Here is a 13,603-nt window from a genome sequence, read left to right as displayed (position 1 = left end):
CCGCATTATTGTTTGATCTCTTCCATCACGAAGCATTCAATAATATCCTGCTCCTTGATATCGTTATAGTTTTCGATGCTCATGCCGCATTCATACCCGGAAGCAACTTCCTTTACATCATCCTTGAAGCGCTTGAGCGTGTTGAGCTGGCCCTCGTGGAATACGATGCCGTCGCGCACGACGCGCACCTGCGCGTTGCGGCGGATACAGCCATCCTGCACATACGTGCCAGCGACAGCGCCCGCGCCCGTGATCTTGAACACCTGACGCACCTCGGCGTGGCCGAGAACGACTTCCTTAAACTTGGGCTCGAGCATGCCCTTCATGGCCTGCTCCATCTCTTCAATGCAATCGTAGATGATGCGGTACATACGCATATCGACGCCCTGCATCTCGGCGGTTTCAGCGGCCGAACGGTCGGGCCGCACGTTGAAGCCGACGATGATCGCGCCCGAAGCGGAAGCCAGCATAACGTCGGATTCGTTGATCGCGCCGACCGCGCCGTGGATCACGCGGACGCGGACCTCTTCGTTCGTCAGCTTTTCGAGCGAAGCACGCACCGCTTCGACCGAGCCCTGTACGTCGGCCTTGACGATGATGTTCAGTTCCTTCATTTCGCCCTGCTGGATGGAGTCGAACAGGTTGTCGAGCGTGACCTTGTGGAAGGCCTTGTTGCGCTCTTCCTTTTCCTTTTCCTTACGCTGCTCGACCAGCTCGCGGGCCATCTTTTCGTTGTCCACCGCGTAGAACTCGTCGCCAGCGCCCGGCACCTCGGCCAGACCGATGATCTCGACCGGCACGGAGGGACCCGCGGTCTGCAATTTTTTGCCGTCGTCGTCCGTCATGGCGCGCACGCGGCCTACCGCCGTGCCCGCGATTACGCTGTCGCCCGCGTGCAGCGTGCCGTTTTGGATCAGTACGGTAGCGACCGGGCCGCGGCCCTTATCGAGCTTGGCTTCGATGACCGTGCCGCGCGCCTTGCGATTCGGGTTCGCCTTCAGATCGGCGACCTCGGCGGTCAGCAGTACCATTTCAAGAAGATTTTCAATGCCCTTGCCGAACTTGGCGGAAATCTGGCATACGATCGTGTCGCCGCCCCACTCTTCGGGCACAAGGCCATACTCGGTCAGCTGCTGCACGATGCGGTCCGGGTTCGCGCCTTCCTTATCGATCTTGTTGACCGCGACGATGATCGGGATCTCCGCCGCCTTGGCGTGGTTGATCGCTTCGATCGTCTGCGGCATAACGCCGTCGTCCGCCGCGACGACCAGAATCGCGATATCGGTCACCTGCGCGCCGCGCGCACGCATGGACGTGAACGCCGCGTGGCCCGGGGTATCGAGGAAGGTGATCGGCTTGCCGCCGACCTGAACACGGTACGCGCCGATGTGCTGGGTGATGCCGCCGGCTTCGCCCTCGGTCACCTTGGTCTTGCGGACCGCGTCGAGCAGGCTGGTCTTGCCGTGGTCGACGTGACCCATAACGACCACGACCGGATCGCGCGCCACGAGATCGTCCGCGCTGTCCTCGTGCTCGTCAAAGAGCTGCTCCTCGATCGTGACATGGACTTCCTTCTCGACCTTGCAGCCCATTTCCTCCGCGATGATCGCGGCGGTGTCGTAATCGATGATCTCGGAAATCGACGCCATCACGCCGAGCTTGATCAGACCCTTGATTACGTCCGACGCGGTGCGCTTCATACGGCTGGCCAGTTCGCCGACGGAAATCTCCTCCGGAATCATGACCTTGACCGGAATCTTCTTCAGCGCGGCCATTTGCTGCTGGCGCTGCAAGCGGCGCATCTTCTCCTGCTCCTCCTGACGGCGCTTGTTGCCAAAGGGACGCGCGCGCTGGTCGGATTTCTTGGTCAGCTTCTGCTTGGTCGAAGTGCCCAGCTTGTTGGCCTTATCCGGCACCAGATTGTCGATGCGTTCGTCGTACTTGGCAAGGTTTACGTCGCCGCCGGTGCGCGTATCGATACGGTGGATCTGCTTGACCTTGCTTGCCTGCTGCGCCTGATCGGGCTTCTGCTGCTGGGGCTGCGCCTGTGCTTGCGGCTGCTTGTTATCGCCGCCCTGCGCCCCCTGCGCCCCCGGCGCGTTCTGCTGCGGCGCTGCGGCGGCAGGCTTCTCCTGCTGCTGCGGCTTCTTCGCGGGGCCCGCGGCCGCGGCGAGCTGCGCGTTCAGCGTACCTTCGATATCCTCGACCGGATGGTGCTGGGTCAGGTATTCAAAAATAACGGATAGCTCCTTATCGCCCAGTACCTGCATGTGGTTCTTGGGCGCTGAGCAGTATTCGGTCAGGATTTCGGTGATCTCTTTCGTCGTCGCGCCGAAATCCTTCGCGACCTCGTGCACACGGTATTTATTTTCTATTGCCATTGGCGCTCACCTCCGTAGTGAATTTTGGTTTGGTGTTTGTATCAGCGCCGGCGGTCTCGCCGTTTTGCTCGTTGGCGGACCTGCCGGATTTATCTTTTTTGCGACCCTTACGGGATTGGATGCGCGTGTTCTTCTCTGCGAGCAGCCGCGCGGCGTCTGCAAAGGCGGCGTCCTGCGCCGCGAGCTTTTGCACGGCAGAAGCGGCCAGCCCGATATCGGTGACCGCGCAGACGGCGCTTTGCGATTTGCCGATCGCCGCGCCGAGCGCCTCCTTGCTGTGCGGCAGGCGGATCAGCGGCACATTTGCCTTTTCCGCGTAGTATTCCGCTTTCTTGGCGGCAGCCGAGCCGGCGTCCGACGCGAGGAACACGGCCCGCGCCTTGCCTTCCGCGCAAGCGTCGCACGTCATTTCATCGCCCGGAGCGAGCTTGCCCGCCTTGCGGGACAGCCCAAGCATGCCGAGCACCGGATCATTGGCCATTCTGCGCCTCCATCTGCGCTTCCAGCGCGTCATATACCGCCTCGGGCACCTTGCAGGCAAACGCCCGCGCAATCGCACGGCTTTTGCGCGCCTTTTTCAGGCACGCGGGGTTCTTGCAAAGGTACGCGCCGCGCCCCGGCGCTTTGCCCTTAAAATCGAGCGCGATCTCGCCCTCCGGTGAACGGACGACGCGGATGAGCTCGCGTTTGGGAAACATCTCGCGGCAACCGAGGCACTGCCGCATGGGTATTTTCTTGGTGGTCATGTTTGCCGCTCTCCTTCCCTTTTACTCGCCCGCGGATTCGGGCGCGATATCGATCTTGCAGCCGGTCAGCTTGGCGGCGAGGCGGGCGTTCTGCCCTTCCTTGCCGATAGCCAGCGAAAGCTGATCGTCCGGTACAAGCACGCGGCAGCTCTTGCCGTCCGCTTGCAGGGTGGCGGAAACAACATCCGCCGGCGCGAGCGCAGCCGACACGAAGGAGGGCATATCCTCGCTCCACTTGATAATGTCGATCTTTTCACCGCCCAGCTCGTTCGTGATGTTGGTCACGCGCGCGCCGCGCGTGCCGACGCATGCGCCGATCGGGTCCACGTTTTCATCGTTCGACATCACGGCGATCTTGGTGCGGTTGCCCGCTTCGCGCGCAATCGATTTTACCTCGACCACGCCGGAGTGGATCTCGGGCACTTCAAGCTCAAACAGGCGCTTGACAAGGCCCGGATGCGTGCGTGATACCACGATCTGCGGGCCGCGCGTACCGCGCCGCACCTCGATCAGGTAGACCTTCAGGTGCTGGCCCTCTTCGATCTCCTCGCCGCGCACCTGCTCGGAAGAAGCGAGCACGGCTTCGGTCTTTTCGCCGCCGGAGATCACATCCAGATAAGCGTTGCCCGTGCGCGGATCGATGCGGGAGATCACGCCGGTGAGTATCTCGTGTTCCTTGGATTCAAATTCGGAGATGACCATGCCGCGTTCCGCTTCGCGGATGCCCTGAATGATGACCTGCTTTGCCGTCTGCGCGGCGATACGGCCAAACGACTTGGTGGGGATTTCGATATCGATGATATCGCCGAGCTTGGCGTCGCGCTTATATTCCAGCGCCTCATCGACGCTGAGCTCCTCGTACGGCTCATAAACGTCGTCCACGACGGTCTTGCGCACGTACATGCGGATGGTTTTCTTTGTACGATCGGGATCCACAAAAACGTTATCGGTCATGCCGTCGTTATCGCGCTTATAGGCGGTAATGAGCGCCTGCCCCACGCGGTCGAGCATGTAATCGACCGGAATGCCCTTTTCTTTTTCCAGCAGATCCAGAGCGTCAAAAAATTCTGCGTTCACCATTTTTTCTAAGTCAACTCCTTATTATATCTCGACCGCCAGACGAACGGCGGCGATGTCCTTCGGTTCATAAACGATCGTCTGGCCGCCGCAATCCAACGTGACGCGGCCCTCGTCATACGCGGTAAGCGTCCCCTCGGCGCGCTTGGCGCCGTTTACCGGCTTATAAAGGCCGACCTCGACCGTGTGGCCGAGAAAAGCCGCAAAGTGTTCGGGCCGTTTGAGGCGGCGGCTCAGGCCAGCGGAGGATACGCAAAGCGTATACGACGGCATATCGTTGAACTCCGGTTCATCGAGCATGGGGTCGAGCGCGCGGGATACCTGCTCGCACTGGTCGATATTCACGCCCTCGGGCCGGTCGACCGTAACGGTCAGCATATATTGCCCGCCTTCTTTTTCAAATTCCACATCCCACAGCGAAACGCCTGCTTCGTCGCACAGCGGCCGAACCAGTTCCTCCACGCGGGCGACGATCTGCTTTGCCTGCAAAGCCGTCCCTCCTTAAAACTCCTCAAGCAACAGTTAAGGAGTGGCTTTCGCCACTCCTTACGATTACTTATCTTACTTAACAGTGATAGTATAGCACCAATGCGCCGGAATTGCAAGGCTTTTTCAAGAAGATCGAAATCTTTCTGCAAAAAACCTCGGTTTTTAGCGCCGTTTTGGCTACTTTTTTTTCGCCGAAATCCAAATTTCGCAGCGATAATCCTTATCATCGACCTTGTCGCTCGGATAAACCTCCAGACACAGGCCGCCCGCGGGCTGGTATTCGCTTGTCGGGAAATATTCGCTGTAAATACGGCGGTAAAGCGTAACGAACGCCTCGGGCATCGGCCCGGTGCACGGGAAGATCAGCCAAGTGTAAGCGGGTATCTCAACGACCTCCAGCCCCTCGGCCACGTCGCCGCCGTGATAGGATACGCCAATCGCATAGTCAAAATCGCCCTCATAGGGGTTGTCCAGACAGATACCGGCGACCGAGCCGCCAAACACGCTGTCCCCCGTATTGTAGGCGCACAGCTTTTCAATCGTGCCGTCCGTTACCGTTCGCTGCCACAGCTTTCTGATCTCCGCTTGGCTGATCTCTCCGCCGCCCGGTATGCGTTCCGCTTTGGCAATGACCTCAAACGAGCCCTTCTTTTCAATCCGATAATCCATGATAGTGCCTCCTTCAAGAATGAGTTTTACAGAGAGGCGGGAGAAGGACCGCAGACCGGCGTTGCCGGCCTTCGCCTGCGACGGCGTGATCCCGTGGAACTTTGTGAACGCGCGGCTGAAGCTCTCCGGGCTGTCATACCCATAGCGGAGCGCCACATCGATCACCTTGCAGTCCGCGCTTGCAAGCTCGCTGCCCGCCAGCGTCAGGCGGCGGTTACGGACGTATTCGCCCACCGTGTAGCCGCACAGAATACCGAATACCCGCTGAAAGTGAAAGCTTGACGAGCAAGCCCGTTTGGCCACCTCGACATAGTCGAGCGGCTCGGTCAGGTTCTCCTCCATATAGTCGATCGCGTTTTGCAGTGCATTTACCCAGTCCATCCGTTCCACTCCTTTCTCTGTACGTTCATTATAGCGAAGGTAAAATCATTTCGCGTGACTTTGCGTGCGGTGTGGTGTCATGTAATACCGCGTTTATTCTATGTAATAAATCAGCTTTTGTACAAGCTCATCCTGCCTGTCCATTTTCCATTCATCGATCATCAGCTCCAGCAACATTTCTTTATTTGCGCTCTGCAAAAGCTCATCTTCACGGTGTACCATCAAAAGAACAAAGATGATTTCATAAAATCCTTCTTTCGCCAAACGCTTGATCAGCATTATCATCATGTCCGCATTCATGTGCTCATCATTCGGTGTACAGATCAAATACCACCAGCCACCATATCGTCTGATCCACTTTAAGAAACGAAGGGTTTGCTTCTTACGTTGCTGCTTTTTCATTTTATTTCCTCCCAAACGCGCCTTTATCACTATCTAGTGATAATTATAGCAGATAAGAATGATATAATCAAGACAAAATTACTAGATAGTGATAATTAGGAGGTATGTACAATGTCCAAAATATTACAAGATATAAGCATCGGTGATAACTTGCGAAGAATACGTCAAAAGCAAGGGCTAACACAACGTGAGGTATGCGCACAGCTTGCTATTGCTGGTCGACCTATGTCGCAATCCACCTATGCACAAATCGAAACAGGCGTGCGCAATATTTTTGTTAGTGATTTAATTGCAATAAAATCCATACTAAAGGCTGAATATAGCGATTTCTTTAATGGTCTAGTGCCTATTATGAAATTTTAAACTCAATCAACGTTTCGCGCGGCGGGGTGAGTCACCCCGCCCTACAGCCCAACGGGTCACATCGCTTGAAAAAGGTCATAACATACCGGAAATGTAGGGCCGGGTGACCTGTAAAGAGAAAGAAGGGTAACACAAAGGGAAGAGACATAGGTTACAGTTTGCGGATGTGGCGATCAATTAAAAGGCAGGTCTGGGCGTCGATGCGAGCAATGCGGTAATTGCGGTAGATGACGGAAAAGGTGTCGTCTTCCTCAGCCCGGATCTGCAGATAAGTATCCCGCAGGGTCTCGCTGAGATATACCCGGACAGGTCCAAACCGCAGGTAACCCCAATTATTCACTTTAATGACCGGGGCCCCTGTGTCATACACAAAAGGTGCCGGTGTGAAGTAAGCGCGTTTGCTCGGCTTGTACAGCGAAGCCGGCGTCTTCATGTGCAAAGCGGCGTGAGGACGCAGCTCATTATAGCATTGGCGCCAGACGTCCAGACACGCTTGCGCCGCCTTGAGATTTGCCGGCGTGGTGCGCAGGGCCTCCTGCTTCATGGTGCGGTGAAAGCGTTCGATTTTACCCTGCGTCTGGGGATGCATGATGCGGCCGTGGATCGGCGTGACGTCCAAATCCATTAGAAACCGCTCAAACTGCGTGTAGCCGCCGCGAAAACCGGAGAACTGGGACCCGTTATCCGAAAGGATCGCATCGGGCAATCCAAACTCCCGAAATGCGCGGATAAAGCTGTCCTTTACCCCTGTGGCGGCACTTTTTGCGTCGATCCGGATACAGAACCGCGAACGATCGTCCAGAATGTCAAGTGGGTAGCAGCGGCTGTTGTCCGCGAGCAGAAAGTCGCCTTTGAAGTCTGTCTGCCAAAGCTCGTTGCAGTGCTCTCGCGCAAAGCGCTGGTATGGCTTGTGCTTGAGCGCTTCCTCCGGATGGATGCATCCGTTGCGTTTGAGTATCGTACCGCAGGTTTTGGCACTGGGGATATCCGGATGACCCATGGCTTCCAAAACGGATTTGATCTTTTTCCCTCCCCACGCCGGGTGACCTGCACGTGTATCCACAATGAGACGCTCTGTCTCCTGCGGCGTCTTCGCCGGCTGCACGTGAGGACGGCGGCTTTTGTCCGCCAGACTCTGCCCGAACGATCCACGTTTTAGCCATTTGTAGCCTGTTTTTCGGCTGATCCCATACTCCCGGCATAGAGCGCTCATGCTCTTCTCATGCCGCGCTGCGGCTTCTACAAAGTTTTCTCGCTGCTTCATAACAGTTCTCTCTTCCCAAGGCATCTGTTTCACTTCCGCTCTCTATCTGATGCCTTTATTTTATCACTCGAACTGTTACCTTTCTCTCTTCCCTTTCTGTTACCTATCTTACTACTCCATACATGACCCCACTCGGCCGCACGCGGCTACCGCCGCGCATATCATTGTGAGCGTCAGCGAACCTCCAAGTAAAGCGAAGCGCCGGGACAAGTGGGCGCGCCAACACGCCGGTCCGGCGGAGCGAAGGCACCCATCCACTGAATCCCCCGGCACCCGATACCGCATCATCCAAATATTGTTTATCATGCAAAAGGTCGGCATGCTCCGCCCCAGACAGTCGCAAGGGAAATAAGTGGAGGTCAAGGGGAGAGAAAAACCGCGAAGGTTGTTCTCTCCCCTTTGCCCCCGCGGCGGGCGCCGCATCGTCCCCCCGCGGCTACCGCCGCGCATTCAATCGCGAGCAACGCGAGCCACCCATAAAAGAAAAAGGTTATCCAGTAAGCACGCTACTGGATAACCTTTTTAAAAGCTCTTACTTGACCAGCTCGATGATCGCCATCTCGGCGGCATCGCCGCGGCGGGGGCCGGTCTTGATGACACGGGTGTAGCCGCCGTTGCGGGAAGCGTACTCGGGAGCGATCTCCGAGAACAGCTTAGCGACGACCGCTTCCTTGGTGATAAACGCCATCGCCTGACGGCGGGTGGCCAGCGTGTTCTTCTTACCAAGGGTGATCATCTTCTCAGTCAGCGGGCCGACTTCCTTCGCGCGGGCAACGGTGGTCTCTACCCGGCCGTTCTCCAGCAGATAGGTTACCATCGCGCGCAGCATGGCCATACGGTGGTCGGTAGGACGACCGAGCTTGCGGTTGTTAGCCATTCGTTGTTACCTCCATAAAAAGTAATGCGGCGGCGCGGCAAAAGCGTTGCCGCCGCAGATCAGTTCATTATTCGTCGGTCTTGGCGAGCGATAGGCCCATGGCCTCCAGCTTGCCGATGACCTCCTCGAGCGACTTGCGGCCGAGGTTGCGCACCTTCATCATGTCCTCTTCCGAGGTATTGATCAGATCCTCCACCGTGTTGATGCCGGCGCGCTTGAGGCAGTTGAACGAACGCACGGAGAAGTCAAGCTCCTCAATGGTCATTTCAAGCACCTTATCGTGCTGCGCTTCAGCCTTTTCTACAACAGTGGACTTGGAACCGATCTCCTCAGAGAGATCGACGAACAGGTCGAGGTGGTCGCGCAGGACCTTTGCGCCGAGCGAGACAGCGTCCCGCGCGGAGATGGTCGAGTCGGTCCAAACCTCGAGCGTGAGCTTATCGTAGTCGGTCAGGTCGCGCACACGGGTGTTCTCCACCGTGTAATTGACCTTATAGACCGGCGTATAGATCGAATCCACCGGAATGACGCCGATGGAGGTCTGGTGCTGCTTGTTCTTCTCAGCCGGAACATAGCCGCGGCCGGAAGTCAGCGTGATCTCCATGGACAGGCGCGCGTCGCTCATGAGCGTGGCGATGTGCAGATCGGGATTGAGAATCTCGACCTCGCCGTCGGCATGGATGTCGCCAGCCTTGACTTCGCCCTCGCCGGCGGCCTCGATATAGACCGTCTTGGGCCCGTCACAGTGCAGCTTAGCGATAATGCCCTTAATATTCAGCACGATCTCCGTAACGTCTTCCTTCACGCCCGGAATCGTGGAAAACTCATGCTGTACGCCTGCGATCTTGATGCTCGACGCTGCCGTGCCCGGCAGGGAGGAAAGCAGGATGCGGCGCAGGGAATTGCCCAGCGTGGTGCCGTATCCGCGTTCGAGAGGCTCAACAACGAATTTACCGTAGGAGCCGTCCTCGGCGAGCTGTTCACAGTCAATGCGCGGCTTTTCGATTTCGATCATAGGGTACCCTCCTTCACGTTGGTTAAAAACTCTAGGCGGGCCGTGCCGCGGCGAAGCCGCCGCAGCAAAGCCCAAAACGAGGGTTTATTATTTCGAGTACAACTCGACGATGAGGTGCTCGGCAACATCATAATCGATATCGTCGCGCGCGGGCATCGCAATGACCTTGCCCTCGAAAGAGTCCTTAGCCTTGTCGATCCACTTGGGGGCAGCCTTCTTGCCGTTTTCCTCGAGCAGAGACTTGAACTTGGTGGTAGAGCGGCTCTTCTCGCTGACCGCGATCACGTCGCCCGGCTTTACCTGATAGGACGGAATGTTAACGCGCTTGCCGTTTACGGTGAAGTGCGCATGGTTGACGAGCTGACGGGCCTCGCGGCGGGTGTTGCCAAAGCCCATACGGAACACGACGTTATCCAGACGGCGCTCCAGCTCCTGCAGCAGGATTTCGCCGGTGATGCCCTGCTTGCGCTCGGCCTTTTCATAGTAGCCGCGGAACTGCTTTTCGAGCACGCCGTAGATGAACTTTACCTTCTGCTTTTCAGCCAGCTGCATGCCGTATTCGGACTGCTTGCGGCGGGACTGCTTGGGCTGACGCTTGGTGGACTTGGAGTAACCAAGTACCGCGGGGGAAAGACCCAGCGTTTTGCAGCGCTTGAGAACGGGCTGTGTATTCTTAGCCATTTATTTGGTTTCCTCCTCTATTAGACTCTTCTTCTCTTGGGCGGGCGGCAGCCGTTATGCGGGATCGGCGTGACATCCTTGATCATGGTCACTTCGAGGCCGGCGGCCTGCAGCGCGCGGATAGCGGCCTCACGGCCGGAACCCGGGCCCTTGACATAAACTTCGACAGTCTTGAGGCCGTGCTCCATCGCAGCGGCGGCAGCGGTCTCGGCCGCGGTCTGTGCGGCGAACGGAGTGGACTTACGCGAGCCGCGGAAGCCCATTTCACCGGCGGAAGCCCAAGAAATGGCGTTGCCGTTCGTGTCGGTGATGGTGACGATGGTGTTGTTGAAAGAGGAACGGATGTGAGCCGCGCCCTTCTCAATGTTCTTGCGCTCGCGACGGCGCGTACGGGTCGCGCCCTTCTTCTGCTGTACCTTAGCCATTTATACGTTCCCCTCCTTACTTCTTCTTGTTCGCAATGGTCTTCTTGGGGCCCTTGCGGGTACGGGCGTTGGTCTTGGTGCGCTGACCGCGAACCGGCAGGCCGCGGCGGTGGCGTAGGCCGCGGTAGCAGCCAATTTCAACCAAACGCTTAATATTCAGGCCGATCTCGCGGCGCAGGTCACCCTCGACGTTGTAGTCGCGCTCGATGACTTCACGCAGCTTAGCGGCTTCTTCTTCGGTCAGATCCTTAACGCGGGTATCAGGGTTGATACCGGTCTTACCAAGGATTTCATTCGACGTCTTGCGGCCAATACCGAAGACGTAGGTCAGGCCGATCTCCACGCGCTTTTCGCGGGGAAGGTCAACACCGGCAATACGTGCCATACTTTTTATAACCTCCGATTAATACACTGAGGCGTGTTGGCAAACACAGTATAGGGACCGCCTCCGTCCCTGCAGCGCTGCATTTCCATGCATGCTTGTCGTGTTCACTAAACGATAATCCGCGCCAAAGGCGCGCATTCAATAGAAAATTGCAGCAAAGCGCAATTTTCATAAAAAAGTCGCGCCATGCGCGTGACTTTTTATACAAACCGGCGGCAAGTGCGGCCCAGACCGGCTTCTCTTGTCCCGAAGGGACAATTCACCTTCTGCCCGTAGGGCGCGCGCAGCCGACAGCAGACTCGATCGCAAACGTGGTTGCGATCGAAATCACCCTTGCTTCTGCTTGTGCTTCGGGTTCTGGCAGATAACCATAACCTTGCCCTTGCGGCGAATGATCTTGCACTTTTCGCAGATCGGCTTAACAGACGGTCTTACCTTCATGACATTTTACCTCCATCATTTGATATGGTGGGATGGGACACGGTTTCTCCCGTGACCACTGGCGCCCAAAGTCACCTAGGCGCCTCCGCCCGCTTTCATTACTTGGAGCGCCAAGTAATACGACCGCGGGTCAGGTCGTAGGGCGACATCTGAACAGTGACCTTGTCGCCGGGAAGAATGCGGATGAAATTCATACGGAGTTTGCCCGAAATATGAGCCAAGATCTTATGCCCATTGGGCAGCTCCACTTGGAACATGGCGTTGGGCAGCGCCTCTATGACGGTACCTTCCAGCTCGATTACGTCATCTTTTGACATGTTTACCCTCCTCGGTCAATTTGAGTCTTGTTCCCCCGTCCATAGGGCGAGGGCTTTGCGTATTTCGCTGTTGGTCAGCCTGCCGGCGTCCGCCAGCTTCTGGCGGGTGCGTTCGTCGCATGTGCCCTGACGGCAGACGTGCCGCCGCCGCTTGCGCTTCGGATTTTCCGCGCGGCGTCCACGGCCGTTGGCAAGACGGAGGAAATCCCCCTCCTCCGCAACGACGAGAAAAAGCAGGCCTTTGTCCCTACCGGACAGCGATAACACAATATCGGCTACATGGGAATCCATCACAGTACCTCGCCGTCGATATTCGTCAGAATCTCGGGGTCGCCGTCTGTGATGGCGATGGTGTTTTCATAATGTGCGGACAGTTTTCCGTCCTTCGTTTTGACAGTCCAGCCATCCGGCAGGACTTTGACATCATACACACCCACGTTGACCATGGGCTCAATTGCAAGGGTCATACCGCGCTGGAGGCGGATACCGTGGCCGGGACGGCCAAAGTTCGGTACCTCCGGCGACTCGTGCAGAGCGGAGCCCACGCCGTGACCGACGTATGCGCGCACTACCGAGAAACCGTTTTCCTCGACATAGGCCTGTATGGCCGCCGAGATATCGGATAAGCGGTTGCCCTCCCGGGCAAATTTGATACCCTCATAGAAGCTCTGCCGAGTTACCTCGATCAGGCGTCTGGCCTCCTCGGATACCTCGCCGCACGCGACGGTGCAGGCGCAGTCGCCGTGAAAGCCGCCGATATAGGCGCCCACGTCGACCTTGACGATATCCCCTTCTTTTACGACGCGCGTATTGGAAGGGATGCCGTGGATGACCTCGTCGCCCACCGATACACAGGCGCTCCCCGGGAAGCCGCCGTAACCGAGGAAGGAAGGCTTTGCGCCGTTCTCCTCGATCGTCTTGCGGACGACCCGATCGATCTCGCCCGTAGTAACTCCGGGACGGACTGCGTCCGCCGCCGCCTTCCGCGCCATAGCGGTCAGGCGGCAGGCGACACGCATCCGCTCGAGCTCTTGTTCGGATTTAATATGGATCATTCTCTTACAGCCCCAATGCTTCGACGGCGAGACGCTCGGTCTCATGGATGCCCTGCGTTCCGTCGATGCTCTTCAGCTTGCCCTGTTTGCCGTAGTAGTCCTTGAGCGGCTCGGTCTGCTTGTGGAACGTCGCAAGCCGGTCACGGACGACTTCGATCGCGTCGTCCTTACGCACGACGAGCTTATCGCCGCACTTATCGCAAACATCCTCCATCTTGGGGGGCATGTTCTTGATGTGGTAGGTCGCGCCGCAGGTCAGGCAAACGCGGCGGCCGGTCATACGGCCTTCGATCACGCCGTCCGGCACTTCGAGGGAAAGCGCGAGATCGATCGATGCGATCGTATCGAGCGCTTCCGCCTGCGGAATGGTGCGGGGAAAGCCATCCAGAATAAAGCCCTTTGCGCAGTCCGCCTGCGCAACACGGTCCTTCAGCATGCCGATAACGACTTCGTCCGGAACCAGCTGGCCTTTATCCATGAACTGCTTGGCCTCACGGCCGAGAGGCGTATCATTTTTGATCGCCTCGCGCAGGATGTTGCCGGTGGATACCGACGGCACCCCCATCTTTTCGATGAGGTATGCCGCCAGCGTTCCCTTGCCGGCCCCCGGCGCACCGAGTAAAATCAGATTCACA

The 13,603-nt window shown here is 57.5% G+C and carries 19 protein-coding genes; 1 reads left to right on the top strand and 18 read right to left on the bottom strand.

Annotated elements, in window-relative coordinates; translation table 11 throughout:
* Positions 1-5: 5 nt before the first annotated feature.
* The 7 genes from infB to RWV98_RS03415 all read right to left on the bottom strand — a co-directional run bounded on the left by infB (position 6) and on the right by RWV98_RS03415 (position 6,145).
* Entirely contained in the window at positions 6-2,381 is a 2,376-nt protein-coding gene (infB, locus tag RWV98_RS03445; protein WP_317863777.1) for a translation initiation factor IF-2, read from the bottom strand.
* A complete protein-coding gene (locus tag RWV98_RS03440) occupies positions 2,365-2,862 on the bottom strand; it encodes a L7Ae/L30e/S12e/Gadd45 family ribosomal protein (RefSeq protein WP_317863776.1) in 498 nt (165 codons plus the stop codon). Before RWV98_RS03440 ends, infB begins: the two co-directional genes overlap by 17 nt.
* Positions 2,852-3,127, bottom strand: coding sequence for an RNase P modulator RnpM (gene rnpM, locus RWV98_RS03435; RefSeq protein ID WP_317863774.1), 276 nt, complete (start codon positions 3,125-3,127; stop codon positions 2,852-2,854). The genes RWV98_RS03440 and rnpM overlap by 11 nt, the downstream gene beginning before the upstream one ends.
* Positions 3,128-3,148: 21 nt before the next feature.
* A complete protein-coding gene (gene nusA, locus RWV98_RS03430) occupies positions 3,149-4,207 on the bottom strand; it encodes a transcription termination factor NusA (RefSeq protein ID WP_280962557.1) in 1,059 nt (352 codons plus the stop codon).
* Between the two features lie 21 nt (positions 4,208-4,228).
* Positions 4,229-4,693, bottom strand: coding sequence for a ribosome maturation factor RimP (gene rimP / locus RWV98_RS03425; RefSeq protein WP_280962556.1), 465 nt, complete (start codon positions 4,691-4,693; stop codon positions 4,229-4,231).
* A 177-nt stretch (positions 4,694-4,870) separates the two neighbouring features.
* A complete protein-coding gene (locus tag RWV98_RS03420) occupies positions 4,871-5,743 on the bottom strand; it encodes an AraC family transcriptional regulator (RefSeq protein ID WP_317863772.1) in 873 nt (290 codons plus the stop codon).
* Between the two features lie 93 nt (positions 5,744-5,836).
* Positions 5,837-6,145, bottom strand: a complete 309-nt coding sequence (locus RWV98_RS03415; protein ID WP_317863770.1) for a hypothetical protein — start codon at positions 6,143-6,145, stop codon at positions 5,837-5,839.
* Between the two features lie 111 nt (positions 6,146-6,256).
* On the opposite strand from RWV98_RS03415, the gene RWV98_RS03410 reads away from it, so the two are divergent.
* Positions 6,257-6,508 (top strand): helix-turn-helix domain-containing protein, encoded by a 252-nt coding sequence (locus RWV98_RS03410; RefSeq protein WP_317863768.1) that lies wholly within the window; start codon positions 6,257-6,259, stop codon positions 6,506-6,508.
* Between the two features lie 151 nt (positions 6,509-6,659).
* On the opposite strand, the gene RWV98_RS03405 is transcribed toward RWV98_RS03410, so the two are convergent.
* The 11 genes from RWV98_RS03405 to RWV98_RS03355 form a co-directional block, all read right to left on the bottom strand.
* Positions 6,660-7,772, bottom strand: a complete 1,113-nt coding sequence (locus RWV98_RS03405) for an IS481 family transposase (protein WP_317863766.1) — start codon at positions 7,770-7,772, stop codon at positions 6,660-6,662.
* A 532-nt stretch (positions 7,773-8,304) separates the two neighbouring features.
* Complete coding sequence (rplQ, locus tag RWV98_RS03400) at positions 8,305-8,649, bottom strand: 50S ribosomal protein L17 (protein ID WP_280962552.1); 345 nt, start codon at positions 8,647-8,649, stop codon at positions 8,305-8,307.
* A 67-nt stretch (positions 8,650-8,716) separates the two neighbouring features.
* Positions 8,717-9,664: a DNA-directed RNA polymerase subunit alpha gene (locus RWV98_RS03395; RefSeq protein WP_280962551.1), complete on the bottom strand. Its 948-nt coding sequence runs from the start codon at positions 9,662-9,664 to the stop codon at positions 8,717-8,719.
* Positions 9,665-9,751: 87 nt separating this feature from the next.
* Positions 9,752-10,345, bottom strand: a complete 594-nt coding sequence (gene rpsD, locus RWV98_RS03390) for a 30S ribosomal protein S4 (RefSeq protein ID WP_280962550.1) — start codon at positions 10,343-10,345, stop codon at positions 9,752-9,754.
* 20 nt (positions 10,346-10,365) lie between these two features.
* On the bottom strand, positions 10,366-10,770 hold the full coding sequence (gene rpsK / locus RWV98_RS03385) for a 30S ribosomal protein S11 (RefSeq protein ID WP_280962549.1): 405 nt from the start codon (positions 10,768-10,770) through the stop codon (positions 10,366-10,368).
* A gap of 16 nt (positions 10,771-10,786) precedes the next feature.
* Complete coding sequence (gene rpsM, locus RWV98_RS03380) at positions 10,787-11,155, bottom strand: 30S ribosomal protein S13 (protein WP_280962548.1); 369 nt, start codon at positions 11,153-11,155, stop codon at positions 10,787-10,789.
* A gap of 327 nt (positions 11,156-11,482) precedes the next feature.
* Positions 11,483-11,596 (bottom strand): 50S ribosomal protein L36, encoded by a 114-nt coding sequence (rpmJ, locus tag RWV98_RS03375; RefSeq protein ID WP_031472205.1) that lies wholly within the window; start codon positions 11,594-11,596, stop codon positions 11,483-11,485.
* 98 nt (positions 11,597-11,694) lie between these two features.
* Positions 11,695-11,913 (bottom strand): translation initiation factor IF-1, encoded by a 219-nt coding sequence (infA, locus tag RWV98_RS03370; RefSeq protein ID WP_125115735.1) that lies wholly within the window; start codon positions 11,911-11,913, stop codon positions 11,695-11,697.
* A gap of 15 nt (positions 11,914-11,928) precedes the next feature.
* On the bottom strand, positions 11,929-12,204 hold the full coding sequence (locus RWV98_RS03365; protein ID WP_280962547.1) for a KOW domain-containing RNA-binding protein: 276 nt from the start codon (positions 12,202-12,204) through the stop codon (positions 11,929-11,931).
* Positions 12,204-12,968, bottom strand: a complete 765-nt coding sequence (map, locus tag RWV98_RS03360) for a type I methionyl aminopeptidase (RefSeq protein WP_280962546.1) — start codon at positions 12,966-12,968, stop codon at positions 12,204-12,206. The genes RWV98_RS03365 and map overlap by 1 nt, the downstream gene beginning before the upstream one ends.
* Positions 12,969-12,972: 4 nt before the next feature.
* Positions 12,973-13,602, bottom strand: coding sequence for an adenylate kinase (locus tag RWV98_RS03355; protein WP_317863758.1), 630 nt, complete (start codon positions 13,600-13,602; stop codon positions 12,973-12,975).
* Position 13,603 lies beyond the last annotated feature (1 nt).

It is taken from the genome of Agathobaculum sp. NTUH-O15-33 (assembly GCF_033193315.1).
GTDB classification, from domain to species: Bacteria; Bacillota; Clostridia; order Oscillospirales; family Butyricicoccaceae; genus Agathobaculum; species Agathobaculum faecihominis_A.
The sequence above is the reverse complement of the archived record's forward strand: the minus strand, read 5'-3'. Positions and strand labels throughout refer to the sequence as shown.

Bases quoted from the DNA above. Each gene is read 5' to 3' on its own strand.
- infB (WP_317863777.1), bottom strand. From the start codon at position 2,381: ATGGCAATAGAAAATAAATACCGTGTGCACGAGGTCGCGAAGGATTTC.
- RWV98_RS03440 (WP_317863776.1), bottom strand. From the start codon at position 2,862: ATGGCCAATGATCCGGTGCTCGGCATGCTTGGGCTGTCCCGCAAGGCG.
- rnpM (WP_317863774.1), bottom strand. From the start codon at position 3,127: ATGACCACCAAGAAAATACCCATGCGGCAGTGCCTCGGTTGCCGCGAG.
- nusA (WP_280962557.1), bottom strand. From the start codon at position 4,207: ATGGTGAACGCAGAATTTTTTGACGCTCTGGATCTGCTGGAAAAAGAA.
- RWV98_RS03420 (WP_317863772.1), bottom strand. From the start codon at position 5,743: ATGGACTGGGTAAATGCACTGCAAAACGCGATCGACTATATGGAGGAG.
- RWV98_RS03415 (WP_317863770.1), bottom strand. From the start codon at position 6,145: ATGAAAAAGCAGCAACGTAAGAAGCAAACCCTTCGTTTCTTAAAGTGG.
- RWV98_RS03410 (WP_317863768.1), top strand. From the start codon at position 6,257: ATGTCCAAAATATTACAAGATATAAGCATCGGTGATAACTTGCGAAGA.
- RWV98_RS03405 (WP_317863766.1), bottom strand. From the start codon at position 7,772: ATGAAGCAGCGAGAAAACTTTGTAGAAGCCGCAGCGCGGCATGAGAAG.
- rplQ (WP_280962552.1), bottom strand. From the start codon at position 8,649: ATGGCTAACAACCGCAAGCTCGGTCGTCCTACCGACCACCGTATGGCC.
- RWV98_RS03395 (WP_280962551.1), bottom strand. From the start codon at position 9,664: ATGATCGAAATCGAAAAGCCGCGCATTGACTGTGAACAGCTCGCCGAG.
- rpsD (WP_280962550.1), bottom strand. From the start codon at position 10,345: ATGGCTAAGAATACACAGCCCGTTCTCAAGCGCTGCAAAACGCTGGGT.
- rpsK (WP_280962549.1), bottom strand. From the start codon at position 10,770: ATGGCTAAGGTACAGCAGAAGAAGGGCGCGACCCGTACGCGCCGTCGC.
- rpsM (WP_280962548.1), bottom strand. From the start codon at position 11,155: ATGGCACGTATTGCCGGTGTTGACCTTCCCCGCGAAAAGCGCGTGGAG.
- rpmJ (WP_031472205.1), bottom strand. From the start codon at position 11,596: ATGAAGGTAAGACCGTCTGTTAAGCCGATCTGCGAAAAGTGCAAGATC.
- infA (WP_125115735.1), bottom strand. From the start codon at position 11,913: ATGTCAAAAGATGACGTAATCGAGCTGGAAGGTACCGTCATAGAGGCG.
- RWV98_RS03365 (WP_280962547.1), bottom strand. From the start codon at position 12,204: ATGGATTCCCATGTAGCCGATATTGTGTTATCGCTGTCCGGTAGGGAC.
- map (WP_280962546.1), bottom strand. From the start codon at position 12,968: ATGATCCATATTAAATCCGAACAAGAGCTCGAGCGGATGCGTGTCGCC.